The following is a 15,770-nucleotide window of genomic DNA, read 5'->3' on the forward strand; positions in this document are numbered from 1 at the left end:
GCGCGTATGCCTCCCATACGGGAACAGACGATCGACTTTCGCTGCGAACGGGCTTTGCCTTTGTCCGGGAGCCCGAATTTCGCCCTGAAGCGTCGACCGGGCCGCAGTTTCGAGAAGCAGGAGACGATCATGGATGCGACAAGACAAGGAAGATCGGAGCGCAGAACGCGGCTGAAGGCCGAACTCGACCGGGTAATCGCGGAAGCCCTGGATGAACAGCGCATCGTCGGCACAGTCGTCGAGATCCTTATCGACGGCGAGCCCGGCTACCGACATGCCGCCGGGCTTGGGGACCGCGAGGCCGACCGGCCGATGACCGAGGACAGCATCTTCCTCCTCTCCTCGGTCGCAAAGCCAATCGTCACGGTCGCCGCTCTCAACCTGGCGCAAAGCGGCACCATCGGTCTCGACGATATCGTGTCGGAGTGGCTGCCCGCGTTCAGGCCGCAGCTGCCGGACGGCAGCGAGCCTCGGATAACCATCCGCCAACTCCTGACGCACAGTGCCGGTTTGAGCTACCTGTTCATGGAGCGAGGCGACGGCCCTTATCGCCGGCACGCCATCAGCAGCGGCCTCGACGACACCGACGATGATCTCACCGCCCTCATCGGCAAGCTCACCGCCATTCCGTTGTCCTATCCGCCCGGACACGGCTGGGGCTATTCGATGAGCCTCGACGTGCTTGGCGCCGTTATCGAAGAGGCGACGGGATCAAAGCTGCCGGAGGCGATCGCAGCACTCGTCACACGCCCGATGGGGATGAACGACACCGCCTTTTCCGTGACCGATAAACGCAAACTCGTGGTCCACTATGGCGATGCCTCGCCGCGGCCACGGCGGCTCGTTGGCGACGACGCGGTCCCCTTCTTCGGCAATCCCGTGCGCCTCTCGCCCGGCCGGATCTTCAATCCTAGAGCCTTTCCCTCCGGAGGAGCCGGCATGGCAGGCACGGCAGGCGACGTGGCCCGCCTACTCGAAAGCCTCAGGACCGGACACTCGCCGGTGCTCGACGCCGCCAGCACCCGCTCGATGTTCGACATTCAGGCAAGGACGGGCGGATTGGCCGCCGGCGCCGGGTGGGAGTTCGGTTTCGGCGGCGCCGTGCTTGTCGAACCCGAGATGGCGGGAACACCGCAGTCGCGCGGCACGCTGCAATGGGACGGCGCCTACGGGCACAAGTGGTTCATCGACCCGGCCCGCGGCCTGACAGTCGTTGCGCTCACCAACACCGCTTTTGAGGGCATGAACGGACGCTTTCCGGACGATCTTCGCGACGCCATCTATCGGAGCCTCTAGCCATGCGGAGCGCCCCATTTCCCGTCGACCTCGGCCGCTACTTCGCCCGCATCGGTCATGCCGGGCCGCTCTCGCCCGATCTCACAACGCTTGGCAGGATCGTCGCCCGCCATGCCGCGTCGATCCCCTTCGAGGCCATCGACGTGCTTTTCGGCCGCCGGATCGACCTTTCGCCGGCGGCGGTCGACGCCAAGCTCATCGACCGCCGGCGTGGCGGCTATTGCTTCGAGCAGAACGGCCTGTTGCAGCGCGTGCTCACGTCGCTCGGCTACCGGGTGGATCCCTTGATCGCCCGCGTCCTGTGGATGCGCGCCCCGGGCGCGCCGCCGCCGGCCTGGTCGCACATGGCGCTCCGCGTCTTCGTGAACGATGTCGGCTATCTGGTCGATGTCGGCTTCGGCAGTTGCGTGCCGACCGCGCCACTGCGTTTCGACCGGACCACGCCGCAACCGACGCAGCATGAGCCGTTCCGTCTCAGCCGAACGCTCGATGGCTACGTGCTGGAGGCATTACTTGGTCGTGACTGGGTACCGGTCTACGAGGTATCGCCGAGCATTTGTGGAGAGGATGCGTATCGGATCGCAAACATTGCGACATACACGGATCCGCATTCGCTTTTCCGACAGACCCTGCTGGTGACGTTGACCACCGAGGAGACACGTAACATCCTGCTCGGAAACCGGCTGACGATCCGTGACAGGAACGGCACCGTGACGCGCCAGGAATTCGATGCACCGGCAATCGAATCTGCCCTTATCAACGTCTTCGGATTACCCCTCGACGGCGACTGGAGCCGGATCGCTGCGCGCGCCGGCGGCGCATTCGAGGCATCCATTCCAACGACATGACGTGAACCCGGCGCCTCGTCTATCGATGGGTGAGGATGTAGCCTTTGAGGATCTCCGCATGATTGCGGGCCTCATCCTTCACGCTGTAAAGCAAAGTCACCGGGCCCTCAGCAATGCGCTGTCGCAACAGGTCAACTGCCACCGGATTGCCGTCGAGCTCGGCAAGGTAGCGCTCGCGAAACTCTTCCCACGTGCCTTCATCCGCATGGAACCAGCGGCGCAGCTCCGTGGTCGGCGCTATGTCCTTCAGCCAGAGATCGACCGCGGCTTCCGCCTTGGTCAAACCGCGCGGCCAGAGGCGATCGACGAGGACGCGCATCCCGTCGCCATCGGCCTTCGGCTCATAGACACGTTTCGTCTTCAGCTGCATGAACGCCCCTCATTGGTCTTGATTTGAGGACCATAGCTGCCGCCGATTGGCGATCCAAGCGCGAAGGCGCTTGCCGGCAAGCGGTAAGGGCGCGCCTGCCGCCTACACGCCGCGTCGGTTACCCCAGAGCAGAACATGCAGTTGCGGCAGCACGCGCGCTTCGAACCAGCGGTCCTCCGTCACCTTGCCGACAAGCCACAGCATGCGACCGATGATGCCGTCGATGTCCACCTGGGCGTCGTCGTCATCAGGCGGTGGCGGGGTATGGTTGCCCGGCTGCAGATAGAGCGGCAGATGCGGGTAGCGCGCCGCCGCGTCCCGGGCATAGGCATAATCGCGTTCGTCGAAGACGACGATCTTCAGCGCCACCTCCGGCCCATCCGCTGCCATGCGAAGACAGTCGTCGAACGCATGCCAATCGGTCTCCATGCCGCTCGACGGCGGCTTCGGACTCAAGACCAGTACGTCGAGATCGGCAAACCAGTCCTTGGCGAGGCTGCCCTGCGTCTCCAGCGCGAAGCGGTACCCCTCCTCGCGTCCGCGTGCGATCAGGGGCGCCAGCGGCTGGATCGCCGGGTTTCCACCGGAAAGCGAGACCGTCAGCGGCTTGCCGCCGGAAAGCTTGACGACCTCCTGCCAGATCTGCTCGACACCCATCGGCAGCCATTGCTCACGGTATTCGCTGTCGACCGCGTGCAGCGTGTCGCACCAGCTGCAGCGATAATCGCAGCCGCCCGTGCGCACGAACACGGTCGGAAGCCCGATCAGGATGCCCTCGCCCTGGATCGTCGGCCCGAAGATTTCGCTGACACGGATGCGCGTTTCGCCGGGCCCGCTCATGGCCGGTATTCCGCCCAGGTCTTCGGCGTCTCGCTGACACGCACGGCGGAGGTTTCCGGCAGCCTCGCCTTGCACCAGTCGTAGAAATGCTTCGCCAGACATTCGGCCGTCACCCGGTCGTGGCCGAGAACGTCGTTCAGATGACGATGGTCGAAACTCTCGTCGATGTAGCGCTTCAGCGGCGAAAGCTCATGATAGTCGCGCACGAAGCCGTGCTCGTTGAGCTCCGCGCCGGCAAGTTCGACTTCGACGATGTAGTTGTGGCCGTGCAGCCGCGCACATTGATGGTCTGCCGGCAGGCTCTTTAACTGATGCGAGGCGGAGAAATGGAATTCCTTGGTGATCCGGAACATCACTTCACGTCCTCGGCCGCAAAGGCCGACGTCGCCGCCACCCAGAAATCCGGATCTTCGTAGTCGGTCGGATCCGCAACGCCGGCCAGATGGAAGGCCTCGCGCCGCTCGACGCAGGTGCCGCAGCGCCCGCAATGCCGCGCGCCGCCCTTGTAGCAGGACCAAGTCGCTTCGAAGGGCGTCTGGTGGCTCGCACCGTCGGTGACGATGTCCGCCTTGGAGATCGTCACATAGGGCGCGTAGAGCCTGACGTCGGCGTAACCGTCGAGCGCCTGGTTCTGCATCGCCTGAAACGCGTCGATGAAGCCGGGACGGCAGTCGGGATAGATGAAATGGTCGCCGCCATGCACGGCGACGGCCACCGCATCCGCCTTCTGCGCCGCTGCCAACCCGAAGGCGATGGCAAGCATGATGGCGTTGCGGTTCGGAACCACCGTCGCTTTCATCGTTTCCTCGGCGTAGTGGCCGTCGGGCACGTCGACATCGTCCGTCAATGCCGATCCGGTGAGATGGGCGCCGATCGCGCTTATGTCGATGATCTGATGCGGAACGCCGAGCCGCTTGGCACAGGCGGCGGCAAAGTCCAGCTCCTTACGGTGTCGCTGGCCGTAATCGAAGGAGAGCAGGCCAATGAGTTCGTGTTCGGCTGCGACCTTGTGGGCAAGCGATACCGAGTCCAATCCGCCGGAGCAGATGACGATTGTCTTCATGATAGGTGTCCTTGTTTTGACCGGGTAGGCTGCGACCGGATTACGGCGCGCCTTCTAGGGCAAAGCAGGACCGATGGGAAGCATTATGTTGAAGTGGGGGAGTACGCAGCCTCTTCCTGCGTGCCATACACGCGACCGGCGCATTCTCAAACTGAGCCAGAAACGCACGCGTCAGGTTTCAGGGGATGTTTCGATGGCTACTGCTGCAGCCCCGGATAGGCCCATACGCCCGAAACACGCATCAGATCACGGTAAATGACCAGTCGCTCGTCAGCCCCGACCTTTGCGGCTTCACCCTGGGTTGGCGCGTCCAGTGCATTCAGCGGCACCACGGCCGATGGCAGATCGCGCTGCTTCAAGGCATCCTCCATGACCGTGCGCGCGCGGCGCATGTGGCTCGAACTGGTCACCAGGATTACCGTGTCGGCCTGATGCCGCACCAGGAGATTGGCGGCATTGATCACATTGCCGATCGTGTCTTTCGACTTGTCCTCAATCATGATGCGATCGCGACTGATACCCTTGTCGACCAGCCACTTGGACATGACGTCACCTTCCGTAACGCCATTTTTCGGCACGCCGCCACTCACCATGACAAGCGCTGTCGGGTTGGCCTCGGCGGCCTTCAACGTCACCTCAAGCCGGTCGAGCAGAGTTTGCTGCGCCTTGCCGTCATCGGCAAGCGCATAACCCAGCGCGACGATCACGACTTTGCCTGGCACGGTCGGGACGTCGAAGTTCGGCTTTTCAGCCATGATCTGTTCTGCCCGAACGAACCGCTTGCGGTACTCCTCCGCCCGCTCGCGATCGAGACCGGCCAGGGCCTGGTGGGCAAGCGCCGCGCTGGTCTCATCGCCACGAATACGGGCAATGGCCTCGAGCCAGCTTTGCGCATCAAAAGCGGTCGGGTCTTTGCCAAGGATGCCCTGGAAGGTCGCCTGGGCGTCGTCGAGCTTCTTCTGGATGATCTGGGTCGCCGCAACGGCATATTGGAAGTCCAACCGCTCAGGCGCGAGCGTCGCCGCTTCCTTGAAGGCTTCCTCCACGACATCATACTTGCCATGGAGCGTAATGCCCTTGAAGACTTCAGCTTCCGCCTTTTTGACGTCGCCGCCCGACCAGTAATACTGCATGCCGGTATCGACCAGCTGTTTGATACGGGCAGCGTTGGCCTGGTCGAAGGCGCCGGCCGGAAAGGCTGAAATGAGACACGCAGTCGCTGTCAACAGTCCGAGGAGGCGACGCCTTGCGCTGCGCGCCTTTACCGAACGCGGGGTTCCCGATGTAGTCACGGTCGACCCGGAGGGGGCAAAAATGGAACTCGGCTTCATCTAAATCTCCCAGTTTTCCGGTTGCCCGCCGGCTTTCTCGCCCTCGGGCCGATAGCGTTCCGTATTCACTTCCGATTTGGCCCATCTCTTTGCGGCCAATATTAGAAATACCAAAACATGACCACCTGTCCAGGTCGCGGCGGCGCAACCACCCGGAACGGCGACCAAAGCCGCAACAGTTCGTGTTACATTTCTTACAGATAGCGAATACAAGTTGCGTGCGTGGCCCGAAACAGTCGCTGATTGGCGTTATATTGGTACTATCCAATTGCGCAGCAGGCACGCGCAATCGCTGAATGACCAAGGTGTCATGGCGGGCCGGCAGTGATTTTCAGCAAATGCAAAGCCTGCTTCAACGACCTCGCTGCCGATGGGCCGTCGAGAACCTACCCCGCCGCTCGGGAAGTCTCAGCGCACTCTTTGCGCGCCGCTGTCGAAGGCACCATAAGAGGGGGCCGATGCGCCGACCCGTTTGGACGGTTCGAAGGGACCTGAGGTTTGAAATCACGCAAATCCGAAGAGGATGGCTCCTCGCGGTTTTCAGATTTGCTCGCGGCCCGGCGCTGCGGCGCCGGGCCGCGACCTTTCCTTACTCATCGTCATGCATGCGCATGCGGATGCTGACGTTCGTCCCAGACGGCCCAGATCGCGAGCACGGTCACCAGCGCCCCGAGGACGACATGCGTCCACATGGGGTTGGGACTGGTCGAGAAACCGAGCAGCCAGGGTGAAGCGATCAGCCAGAGCCCGACGATGAGGCTTGCCCATTCTTCCCATTCCGCAAACATGGCAAGCGTCGCGATCGCCAGAACGCCGAGCACGACGCCGGCGCCCCAGGCGTTCCAGGCCGGAACGCTCTCGACAACGAAACCCATGATCCAGGGGGAGACGAACAGGCAGATTGCAAGAACCAGATTGATCCAGTCCTGTGCTTTCTTTCCTTCCATCAGTGCCATGACAACCTCCACGAATGAAGCTTGGCCAAAGCGTACGATCGCGTGCGGTCGCACGCTCTGAAAACATAATAAATTCAACCGGAACCGCTTTCAAATCTTTTTCGCGTGAGCAGGTGGTGGTGGCATGCGCGAAATCGAGCGGCGCCCCGGCGATCCGCCGCCCTTAGTCGGTGACAAGGCACGGTTTGTGCGCCGTTTCGCGCGGGCTCTAGTAGCCGCGCGCAGCGCCCGCGCCGATGCGGCTGTCGACCGCGCCATTGTAGCGGGCGCCACCTCCGGCCTCGATGTCAGACAGGCTCTCGCCGCCAACGAGAATGCCGGTCGCCTGCCCCCAGATCGTCCAGCTTTCGTCGATCTGGACGTTATGCCCCATAGCTGACAGCAGCTTGCGGGTATCGGGCGAGAGCGCATAAGGCTCCATGAACACCTTGTCCGGCAGCCACTGGTGGTGAATGCGCGGTGCGTCGACCGCCTCCTGGATGTTCATGCCGTGGTCGATGACGTTGAGGATCGCTTCCAGCGTGATGGTGATGATGCGTGCACCGCCGGGGCTGCCGATCACCATGAAGGGCTTGCCGTCCTTGGAGATGATCGTCGGGCTCATCGATGACAGCGGCGTCTTTCCGGGCGCGATCGCATTGGCCTCGCCCTGCACCAGCCCGTAAAGATTGGGCACGCCGGGTTTGGCGGTGAAATCGTCCATCTCGTTGTTGAGCAGAATGCCGGTTCCTGGCGCCACCACGCCGGCGCCGAAGGAACCGTTCAGCGTATAAGTGACGGCGACGGCATTGCCTTCGTCGTCGATGATCGAATAGTGCGTCGTCTCCTTGCTTTCGCCGAAGCCCTTGGGGATCAGCGTCGCCGAAACGCCGGCGCGAAACGGGTCGATCTTGCCACGGATTTCCTCGGCGTAGGCTTTGTCGGTGAGCTTGCTGACGGGGTTCTCGACGAAGTCCGGATCGCCGAGCGCCGTGTTGCGGTCGACATAGGCGTGGCGCATGGCCTCGATCATCACATGCACGGTCTCGGCGGCGCCATAGCCCATGTAGGAAATCGGATAACCTTCGAGCACGTTGAGGATTTCGCAGATGATTACGCCGCCGGAGGACGGCGGTGGCGAGGAGACGATGTCATAGCCGCGGTAGTTGCACTTGACCGGCTCCAGTTCGCGCACAGCGTAACGCTCGAAATCCGCTTTCGCCAGAATGCCGCCCTTCTCCGCGCTCGCCTTGACGATCTGGTCGGCAATCGCACCCTTGTAGAAGGCGTCGGTTCCCTTCTCGGCAATGCTCGAAAGCGAAGCGGCAAGGTCGGCCTGGATCAGCTTCTCGCCGGCGACGAACGGCTTTCCGTCCTTGAGGAAGATGGCGGCGGCGGCCGGGTCCTTGGCGAGCCTCTCCGTTTCGCCCTCGAAGGAATCGATATCGCCCTGCTCCAGCACGAAACCGTCCTTGGCAAGCGCGATCGCCGGCGCGATCAATTCGGAAAGCGGCTTGGTGCCATAGCGACTGCGCGCGGCTTCAAAGCCCATGACTGGCCCCGGCACGCCGACGGCGAGATAGCCCTCGGTGCTGAGGCCATCGACGACATCACCCTTGGCGTCGAGATACATGGTCTTGGTCGCAGCTTGCGGCGCGCGTTCGCGGAAGTCGAGGAACGTCGTCTTGCCGTCCTTGAAGCGGATCGTCATGAAACCGCCGCCGCCGATATTGCCGGCGGTCGGATAGGTGACGGCCAGCGCATAGCCGACGGCAACGGCCGCATCCACCGCGTTGCCGCCGCTTTTCAGCACGGCAACACCGACATCGGACGCCAGGTGCTGGGCGGAAACCACCATGCCGTGCTCCGCCTTCACGGGCTCGGGTGAGGCCGCCTGCACCGCCCAGGGCGTCAGGCTCGATGCAATAAGCAACGTAATCGACAGGGTCTTCAAGCGGGAACTCGGCATGCGTCTCTCCCTCGCAGGCTCGCGGCGCATTGCCAAAATTCAATGACCGTGGCCTCGCCGCGTCGAGTGCGGTGGCAACGATCGTTCGGGTAGGGGCAAGCACCTGATGTGGGCGGCTATGAAGTGCGGGAAGTATAGTCACGCTCAATCGACGATGGCAAATCACAGGTGACTGCGGCCGACGCCCGAGCGCCGCCCGTCGGTCCGCGTCCGCTTCCCCCGCCTTCGAGACGGGGAAGCGCCGCGCAAGCGTCAGGCTGCATCCGCAAGGATGAGGTCGGCGCCCTTTTCCGCTACCATCATCGTCGGCGCGTTGATGTTGCCGGCGGTGATGTTGGGGAAGATCGAGGCATCGACGACGCGCAGGCCGGGAACACCGTGGACCTTCAAGCGGCTGTCGACCACCGAACTCGCCTGGTCCGGCCCCATCGCGCACGTGCCGCAGAGGTGGTAGATCGAGCCCGAGTTTTCACGGAAATAGTCCATCAGCGCCTCGTCGCTTTCGACGCGCGGCGTCGGCGAAATTTCTTCCGCGGTCAGCGAGGAGAGCGCCGAGGCAGATGCGATGCGCCGGACGAGCCGGCTCCCCTGCAGCACCTCGTCGATGTCGCGATCGGTCGTCAGATAGTTCGGCCGGATCAGCGGTTTCGCCGAGGGGTCGCCGGACGCGATCGAGATGCTGCCGCGGCTGGTCGGGCGGCAGGAGTTGAAGCAGATCAGGTAGCCGGGATAGGGCTCCGGCTTCAGCCCGGCCTTCGGGTCCTTCGGGATCCGGTAGGAGAGCGGGTTGAAATAGAGCTGGATGTTCGGCCGCTCTTCGTCGGGCCGGCCGCGGAAGAAGCCGCCCGCCTGGTTGACGCTCATCGAGAAAGGGCCCTTGCCGGTCAACAGATATTGCAGGCCGAGACGCATCTGGCCGAAGAGGCTGCCGAACTCGTCATTGAGCGTCGGGATCGTTGCGCGATAATAGAAGCTGGCGCAGAGGTGATCCTGCAGGTTCTGGCCGACGGCCGGCAGATGCCGGCGCGTTTCCACGCCCGCTGACGACAGCGCCTTGCCGTCACCGATGCCGGAGAGCTGCAGCAATTGCGGGCTACCGACCGCACCCGCGGCCAGGATGACCTCGCGCCCCGCCGTGAAGCGGCGGCGCGTGCCATTCTGGATGACATCGACGCCGGTCACGCGCCCATCTTCACCAAAGACCAACCGCTCGGCCTGCGCGTAGCGTTCGATCGTGAGGTTAGGACGCTTGAGCGCTGGCCGTAGGTACTCCGCGCTCGAATGCGAACGGCGGCCGTTGTTGGTGTTGACGTCGTAGACGCCAGCGCCCTCGATCGAGGCGCCGTTGAAATCCTCATTCAGCGGCAGCTGCAGCGATCCGCAGCTTTCCAAAAATGCGTCGGTGATCGGGTGCGTCATGCCGCGCATTGGCGTGATGTGGATCGGGCCTTCGCCGCCATGCCACTCCGACGAGCCGCGCGCATGGGTTTCCAGCCGGCGGAAATAGGGCAGCACCTCGTCGTAGCTCCAGCCGGCATTGCCGGCGCTCTTCCAGTCGTCGAAGTCGTCGCGCGCTCCGCGCACATAGATCATCGCGTTGATCGAGCCGGATCCGCCTTGGACCTTGCCGCGCGGCACGTAGATGCTGCGATCCTGAAGCGCGGCCTCGGGCTCGCTCGAATACATCCAATTGACCGCGGGATTGTAGTAGCTGCGGGCGTAGCCGACCGGGATCTTGAACCAGAAGGAATTGTCGTTGCCGCCGGCCTCGATCAAAAGCACCCTGTGGCGACCATTTTCGCTGAGCCGGCTCGCAAGGATACAGCCCGCCGACCCGGCGCCGACGATGATGTAGTCGTAGATCATCTGCATGTCCTATAGTCGGAGTTATCCGCGTGCCGGCGCGAAGGCCTTCACGTCCGCCGGCCGGCTGTCCATCTGCAGGTGCAGGCGCTCGCCGGTATAGGGCGTGTGCTTCTCGACGACATCCATGTTGAGCTCGATGCCAAGGCCGGGCTCGCGCGACGGGATGATGTAGCCATCCTCGACCACGAGCTTGGTCTTCAGCACATCCGCGTGGAACCCGCTGAAATCGAGGATCGCCTCATGGATGAGGAAGTTCGGTGTCGCGGCCGACAGCTGGATGCTGGCGGCAGCGCCCACCGGGCCGTTATAGAGATGCGGAGCGATCTGGGCGTAGTAGGCCTCGGCCATGCCAGCGATCTTCTTCGCCTCAAGAAGCCCGCCGACGCGCGCCACGTTCATCTGCAGGATCGAGGCAGCCTTCATTTCGAGGACGCGCTGGAACTCGTACTTGGTCGTCAGGCGTTCGCCGGTCGAAATCGGAATGGAGGTCGCACGCGCCACTTCGGCCATCGCCGCTTCCTGGCCCGGAGGAACCGGCTCTTCGAACCAGAGCGGATCGTATTTCTCAAGCCGTCGGGCCAGCCGGATCGCCGAAGACGGCACCATCTGGCCGTGGGTGCCGAAAAGCAGGTCGGCGCTGCTGCCGACCGCCTCGCGGATCTTGCGGCAGAATTCCTCCGAGCGGTCCATCACGCCAAGCGAAAGCTGATGACCGGAATAGTTGGTATAAGGACCTGCCGGATCGAACTTGACGGCGGTAAAGCCCATCTCGACCATTTCGACGGCACATTCGGCCGCGAGATCCGGATCGTTGAAGTCGAACTCGCCGGCGGCATTCTTCGGATAGAGATAGGTATAGGCACGCAGCTTCTCATGCACCGTGCCGCCCAAGAGGTCTGCGACCGGCCGGCCGGCCGCCTTGCCGATGATGTCCCAGCAGGCGATTTCGAGGCCCGAGACGATGCCCATCATCGTCGGATCCGGGCGCTGGGTGAAGCCGCTCGAATAGGCCGAGCGCCAGAAGCGTTCGATCTGGTGCGGGTCATGCCCGAGCAGATGCCGCTCGAACACGTCCTCGATCAGGGGCGTCAGCGCCTTCGGATGGAACGAGGTCGCGTAAATCTCGCCGATGCCCTCGATGCCGCAGGCGGTCGTGAGACGCACGAAGATCCAGTACATGCCACCCACATGCGGCGGCGGGACGGCGACGGCATAGGTCTTGAGAGACGCGATCTTCATGGGGGTCATCCCTTTTTCTTGAGGCGGGCCATCAGCGCCAGGGTGGCGATGGCGCCGAGGGCGCAGATGGCCGCGATGTAGCCGAAATAGAACTGGTAGCCGGCGATGCCGGGGTAGCGGTCCGAGAGATATCCGTTCACAAGCGGCAGGTAGGTGTCGGGCGCGTAGCCGACGAGCGAGATGATGCCGATCGCAAGGCCGGTGATGTTTGCCGGCACGTGGCAATCGTCGAGGATCGCCCAGTAGAGGCCGCGGATCGTGTAGGTGATGAGGCCGACGAGCAGCACCAGTCCGACGAAGAGGACCGTGGAACCGACGCCCGGCAGGGCGATCATCGCCAAAAGGCTGGCGGCGGCAACGAGGAAGCTCAGGAGCAGGATGCCGGTCTTGCCGAAGCGGTCACCGAGCAAGCCGCCGCCGATGCCGCCGACCGGGCGCAGCCAGAGCTTGATCGTGACGATCAGGCCGGCCATTGCGGCGGAAATACCGAAGCCGCCTTCCTGCAGATAGGCCGAGAAGCTGTAGGTCGCGAGGAACACGTGATAGCCGCAGAAGATGATGGCGGCGACGAGCCAGACCTCGGGGATAAGGAGCAGCGTCTTGATGTCAGCAAGCAGGTTGCCTTCGCGCTTGCGCGCGCCTTTCTCGACAGCGACGGGCTGCGACACGGCGAAATAGGCGATGCCGACGACGATGCAGAAGACGGCATAGAGCAGCACGACATCACGGAAACCCATCGCAAGCCCGGCACCGCGCGTTTCCGTCGTGAAGACGAAGAGCGCTATAGCGACGCTGGCCAGCAGCGCCTCGACCAGGCCGCGGCCGCCGTCGAGAATGCCGAAGAAGCGTCCCTGCTCATTGGCGCCGGCAATCAGGTTCACCTGCTTCAGCGTGGCGGCCCAGAACGTCAGGCCCGTCGTGACGCCGAAGCCGCAATAGATGACGAGAAGCGATGAGTAGCCGGGCAGCGTCGCGTACCAGAGGCCGAGCAGTCCCGTGCCGACCATGGAAACGAGGATCAGGATGCGCGGCTGGACACGGTCGGCGAGCCAGCCGCTCGGCAGGTAGCCGACCAGGAAGCTGGTGCCGAGGATGGAATAGAGAACGCCAAGCTCGGTGTTGGTGAGCTTCAGCACCTCCAGCATCGTCGTCTGGTAGGATTGGCGCAGGTAGAGGATCGGATAGATCGCGCCGGCGGCGATTACGATCAGCGCCAGTTGCAGGTAACGGCTGCGGGCCGACACGGACGGCGCAGCGATGTCTGTATCGGAAATTGAGCTCAAGGGTCGTCTCCTCCCCGACCGATGGCGGGAGCAATGCCATCGGCCCGGTCTTGATGTTGATGTCCGAACAATTCCGGTTCCCGTCCGGAATTGCGTCATTTCAAATGATCAGTGTTTCAGGACGACGAGCCGGGTCTGGGTGAATTCCAGCATGCCGTGCTTGCCGTCGTCGCCGCCAAGGCCCGAGCGTTTCCAGCCGGCGTGGAAGCCCTGATAGGGATCCGCCGGGAAGCGGTTGACGTAGAGCTCGCCCGCCTCGATCGCGTCGCTGGCCCGCATGACGGTGCGATAGTTCTCGGTGAAGAGCACCGAGCTCAGGCCGAACTGATGGTCGCTCGCCAACGCCAGCGCTTCCTCGAAGGTGGAATAGCGGACCACCGCAAGCACCGGACCGAAGACTTCTTCGCGCACGATTTCCATCTCCTGCCGGCAGCCGGAAATCAGAGTTGGCGGATAGAAGTAGCCCGCGCCTTCCGGCAGGTAGCCGCCGGTCTCGACCGTTCCGCCTTCCGCCTTCGCCTGTTCGACCATTTCGTGCACGCGCTTTTGCGCGGCGGCATTGGCAAGCGGTCCCATGCGGGTCGCATCCTCGGCGCGGTCGCCGAAGGCACGGGCTGCAAAGCCCTCCCGCAACTTGGCGAGCAGCATGTCATGCACGCTTTCGTGGACATAGAGCCGCTCGGCGCTGGTGCAGACCTGGCCGCAATGGGCGGTCTTGGCGGCAATGATCGCCTGTGCCACAGCATCGAGATCGGCGTCCGGTTCGACGATGACAGGCGTCTTGCCGCCGAGCTCGAGCGAGGGCTTGGCGATGTTTTCCTTGCAGTAGTCGAGCACGATGCGGCCGGCCGAAACGCTGCCGGTCAGCGTGATCATGCCGACGCCGGGATGGGTGCAGAGCGTTTTCGCAACGTCATGCGACATGGTGAGGATGTTGACGAGACCCTCCGGCAGGCCGGCCTCGACGATCGCTTCGGCAAAGGCGAAGGCGGATGTCGGCGTGTTGTTGCTCGGGCGCACGACGACGGCGTTGCCTGCAATCAGCGCAGGGGCGATTTTGCGCACCAGCGTGTAGATCGGATAGTTGAACGGGATCAGACCGGCAACGACGCCGATCGGAACACGCTTCAGGAGAAGCGTTTCGCCGGGATTGTCGCTCTCGATCACCTCACCCTCGATGCGGCGCGCCCATTCGGCGTGGTAGCGCATCAGTTCGGCGCCATAGATGACCTCGGCGGTCGCGTCGGCGAGACTCTTGCCCGACTCTTTTGCCAGGGCAGCGCCGATGTTCTCGGCCCGGTTCTCCAATACGGTCGCCAGTTTGCGGAGCGCGTCACCGCGCTGGATAGCCGGCAGTGCCGCCCAGGCGCGCTGCGCCTTCATTGCCGCCTCGACCGCCGCTGTTGCCTCCTCATCCGTTGCTGCCGGCACCGATGTGAAGACCTGGCCGGTTGCCGGATTACGGACGTCGATCGTCACCGCAGACGTGCTTTCGATGAAACGACCGCCGGAAAAATTGCGATAGGGGCTCATGGCATCTCGGATGTGTTGGCCGCGGCTCCGGGCGCCAAAGGCGCGCAGGACAAGCGGACTGCGCGGGAGAGAGCACGACGAGCGACGGCCCGTCTCTCTCCCCAACCGAGACCGTCACGAAACTGTTGCGACGATAGGGCCGAAGGCACAAGCGAGTAATTTTCAGCGAGAGCATTCCAAAATGGAATGCTTGGCTCAGGCCGCGCGGTCGGCCGAAACTTCCGTAAGCAGCCAGGCACGGAACGCGTCGACCTTGCGGTCGTTCCCGGCCTGGGGCCGCGTGACGAACCAGTAGGACTCATGCCCCTCGACCTCGACGTCGAAAAGCTGCACGAGCTGCCCGGTCTCAAGCTGATTGCGAACCATCGAACGATCGGCAACGGTGACGCCCAGACCCGCGCAGGCCGCCTCGATCGCCAGATCGAGCAGGTCGAACTCCAGCCCGCCGCGCGTATCGACATCCTGGAACCCGGCCGCATCCAGCCAATGGCGCCAGGTCAGATAACGCCGGTCGGGCGAGGCCAATATATGCAGGAAGGTAAAGCGCTGAAGATCCGTCGGACCCTCGACTTTCACGCCCTCGAGCAGCGACGGCGCGCAGACAACCACATGCCGTTCCGTCATCAGGATGCTCGCATCCAGCATCGGCCACTCGCCATCACCGAAGCGGATGGCGCAGTCGAGAAGACCTCGCTCGGCAAGCGTGTCCGTGGCCTCCGTGCTGAGGCTGATATCGACGTCAGGCAAAGCTGCGCGCAGTCGCGGCAGGCGTGGCAGCAGCCAGCGCTTGGCAAAGGTCGGCGGCACGTTGATCCGCAAGCGGTTCTGGTTGCTCTTCTCGGTGATGCTGCGTAGCGACACCTCGATGCTGTGAAACGCCTCCTGGATCGTCGCCAACAATTCGGCGCCGGCCGGCGTCAGTTCGAGATGGTGGTGGCGGCGGATGAGCAGGTCTTCGCCAAGTTCGTCCTCGAGATTGCGGACCTGACGGCTGACGGCGCTTTGCGTGAGGTTGAGCCGCTCAGCCGCCCGCGTGAAGCTGCGGGTCTGCCCGACCACTTCGAAGACCTTCATCGCCGACAGTCCAGGAAGTCTTCGCATCGATAACGTGGCCTCGAGAAACGCTGCATCCCTGCGGACTGTCGCGGGATCGATGCTTACTCTTGCGTGCCATGCTCCAGCGCACAAGCACGAAAA

General features: G+C 63.4%; 14 protein-coding genes. 2 read left to right on the plus strand and 12 right to left on the minus strand.

What is annotated here, in order from left to right:
- Nucleotides 1-129: 129 nt before the first annotated feature.
- Together JVX98_RS03380 and JVX98_RS03385 are read left to right on the plus strand one after the other, a co-directional pair.
- Nucleotides 130-1,296, plus strand: a complete 1,167-nt coding sequence (locus tag JVX98_RS03380; RefSeq protein ID WP_205236865.1) for a serine hydrolase — start codon at nt 130-132, stop codon at nt 1,294-1,296.
- A gap of 2 nt (nt 1,297-1,298) precedes the next feature.
- On the plus strand, nt 1,299-2,144 hold the full coding sequence (locus JVX98_RS03385) for an arylamine N-acetyltransferase (protein WP_205236866.1): 846 nt from the start codon (nt 1,299-1,301) through the stop codon (nt 2,142-2,144).
- A gap of 19 nt (nt 2,145-2,163) precedes the next feature.
- Here JVX98_RS03385 and JVX98_RS03390 read toward each other — a convergent pair whose 3' ends face one another.
- The 12 genes from JVX98_RS03390 to JVX98_RS03445 form a co-directional block, all read right to left on the minus strand.
- Complete coding sequence (locus JVX98_RS03390; protein WP_060528950.1) at nt 2,164-2,514, minus strand: DUF488 domain-containing protein; 351 nt, start codon at nt 2,512-2,514, stop codon at nt 2,164-2,166.
- 102 nt (nt 2,515-2,616) lie between these two features.
- Nucleotides 2,617-3,354 (minus strand): 7-carboxy-7-deazaguanine synthase QueE, encoded by a 738-nt coding sequence (queE, locus tag JVX98_RS03395; protein WP_205236867.1) that lies wholly within the window; start codon nt 3,352-3,354, stop codon nt 2,617-2,619.
- Nucleotides 3,351-3,707, minus strand: coding sequence for a 6-carboxytetrahydropterin synthase QueD (queD, locus tag JVX98_RS03400; RefSeq protein ID WP_060519321.1), 357 nt, complete (start codon nt 3,705-3,707; stop codon nt 3,351-3,353). Before queD ends, queE begins: the two co-directional genes overlap by 4 nt.
- A complete protein-coding gene (gene queC / locus JVX98_RS03405; protein ID WP_205236868.1) occupies nt 3,707-4,417 on the minus strand; it encodes a 7-cyano-7-deazaguanine synthase QueC in 711 nt (236 codons plus the stop codon). Before queC ends, queD begins: the two co-directional genes overlap by 1 nt.
- A 197-nt stretch (nt 4,418-4,614) precedes the next feature.
- Complete coding sequence (locus JVX98_RS03410) at nt 4,615-5,748, minus strand: YdcF family protein (protein ID WP_205236869.1); 1,134 nt, start codon at nt 5,746-5,748, stop codon at nt 4,615-4,617.
- Nucleotides 5,749-6,347: 599 nt separating this feature from the next.
- Nucleotides 6,348-6,704: an SPW repeat protein gene (locus JVX98_RS03415; RefSeq protein WP_043611028.1), complete on the minus strand. Its 357-nt coding sequence runs from the start codon at nt 6,702-6,704 to the stop codon at nt 6,348-6,350.
- Between the two features lie 208 nt (nt 6,705-6,912).
- On the minus strand, nt 6,913-8,652 hold the full coding sequence (ggt, locus tag JVX98_RS03420) for a gamma-glutamyltransferase (RefSeq protein WP_205236870.1): 1,740 nt from the start codon (nt 8,650-8,652) through the stop codon (nt 6,913-6,915).
- A gap of 252 nt (nt 8,653-8,904) precedes the next feature.
- On the minus strand, nt 8,905-10,518 hold the full coding sequence (locus tag JVX98_RS03425) for a GMC family oxidoreductase (RefSeq protein ID WP_205236871.1): 1,614 nt from the start codon (nt 10,516-10,518) through the stop codon (nt 8,905-8,907).
- A gap of 21 nt (nt 10,519-10,539) precedes the next feature.
- On the minus strand, nt 10,540-11,757 hold the full coding sequence (locus tag JVX98_RS03430) for a mandelate racemase/muconate lactonizing enzyme family protein (RefSeq protein ID WP_205236872.1): 1,218 nt from the start codon (nt 11,755-11,757) through the stop codon (nt 10,540-10,542).
- 5 nt (nt 11,758-11,762) lie between these two features.
- Nucleotides 11,763-13,040 carry a nitrate/nitrite transporter gene (locus JVX98_RS03435; protein WP_246764859.1) on the minus strand — a complete coding sequence of 426 codons (1,278 nt, stop codon included), beginning with the start codon at nt 13,038-13,040 and terminating at the stop codon, nt 11,763-11,765.
- A gap of 108 nt (nt 13,041-13,148) precedes the next feature.
- A complete protein-coding gene (aldA, locus tag JVX98_RS03440) occupies nt 13,149-14,573 on the minus strand; it encodes an aldehyde dehydrogenase (protein WP_205236874.1) in 1,425 nt (474 codons plus the stop codon).
- A 195-nt stretch (nt 14,574-14,768) separates the two neighbouring features.
- Entirely contained in the window at nt 14,769-15,674 is a 906-nt protein-coding gene (locus JVX98_RS03445) for a LysR substrate-binding domain-containing protein (protein WP_246764860.1), read from the minus strand.
- Nucleotides 15,675-15,770: the final 96 nt, after the last annotated feature.

Origin of the sequence: Ensifer sp. PDNC004 (assembly GCF_016919405.1) — a bacterium.
Lineage (GTDB): Bacteria > Pseudomonadota > Alphaproteobacteria > Rhizobiales > Rhizobiaceae > Ensifer.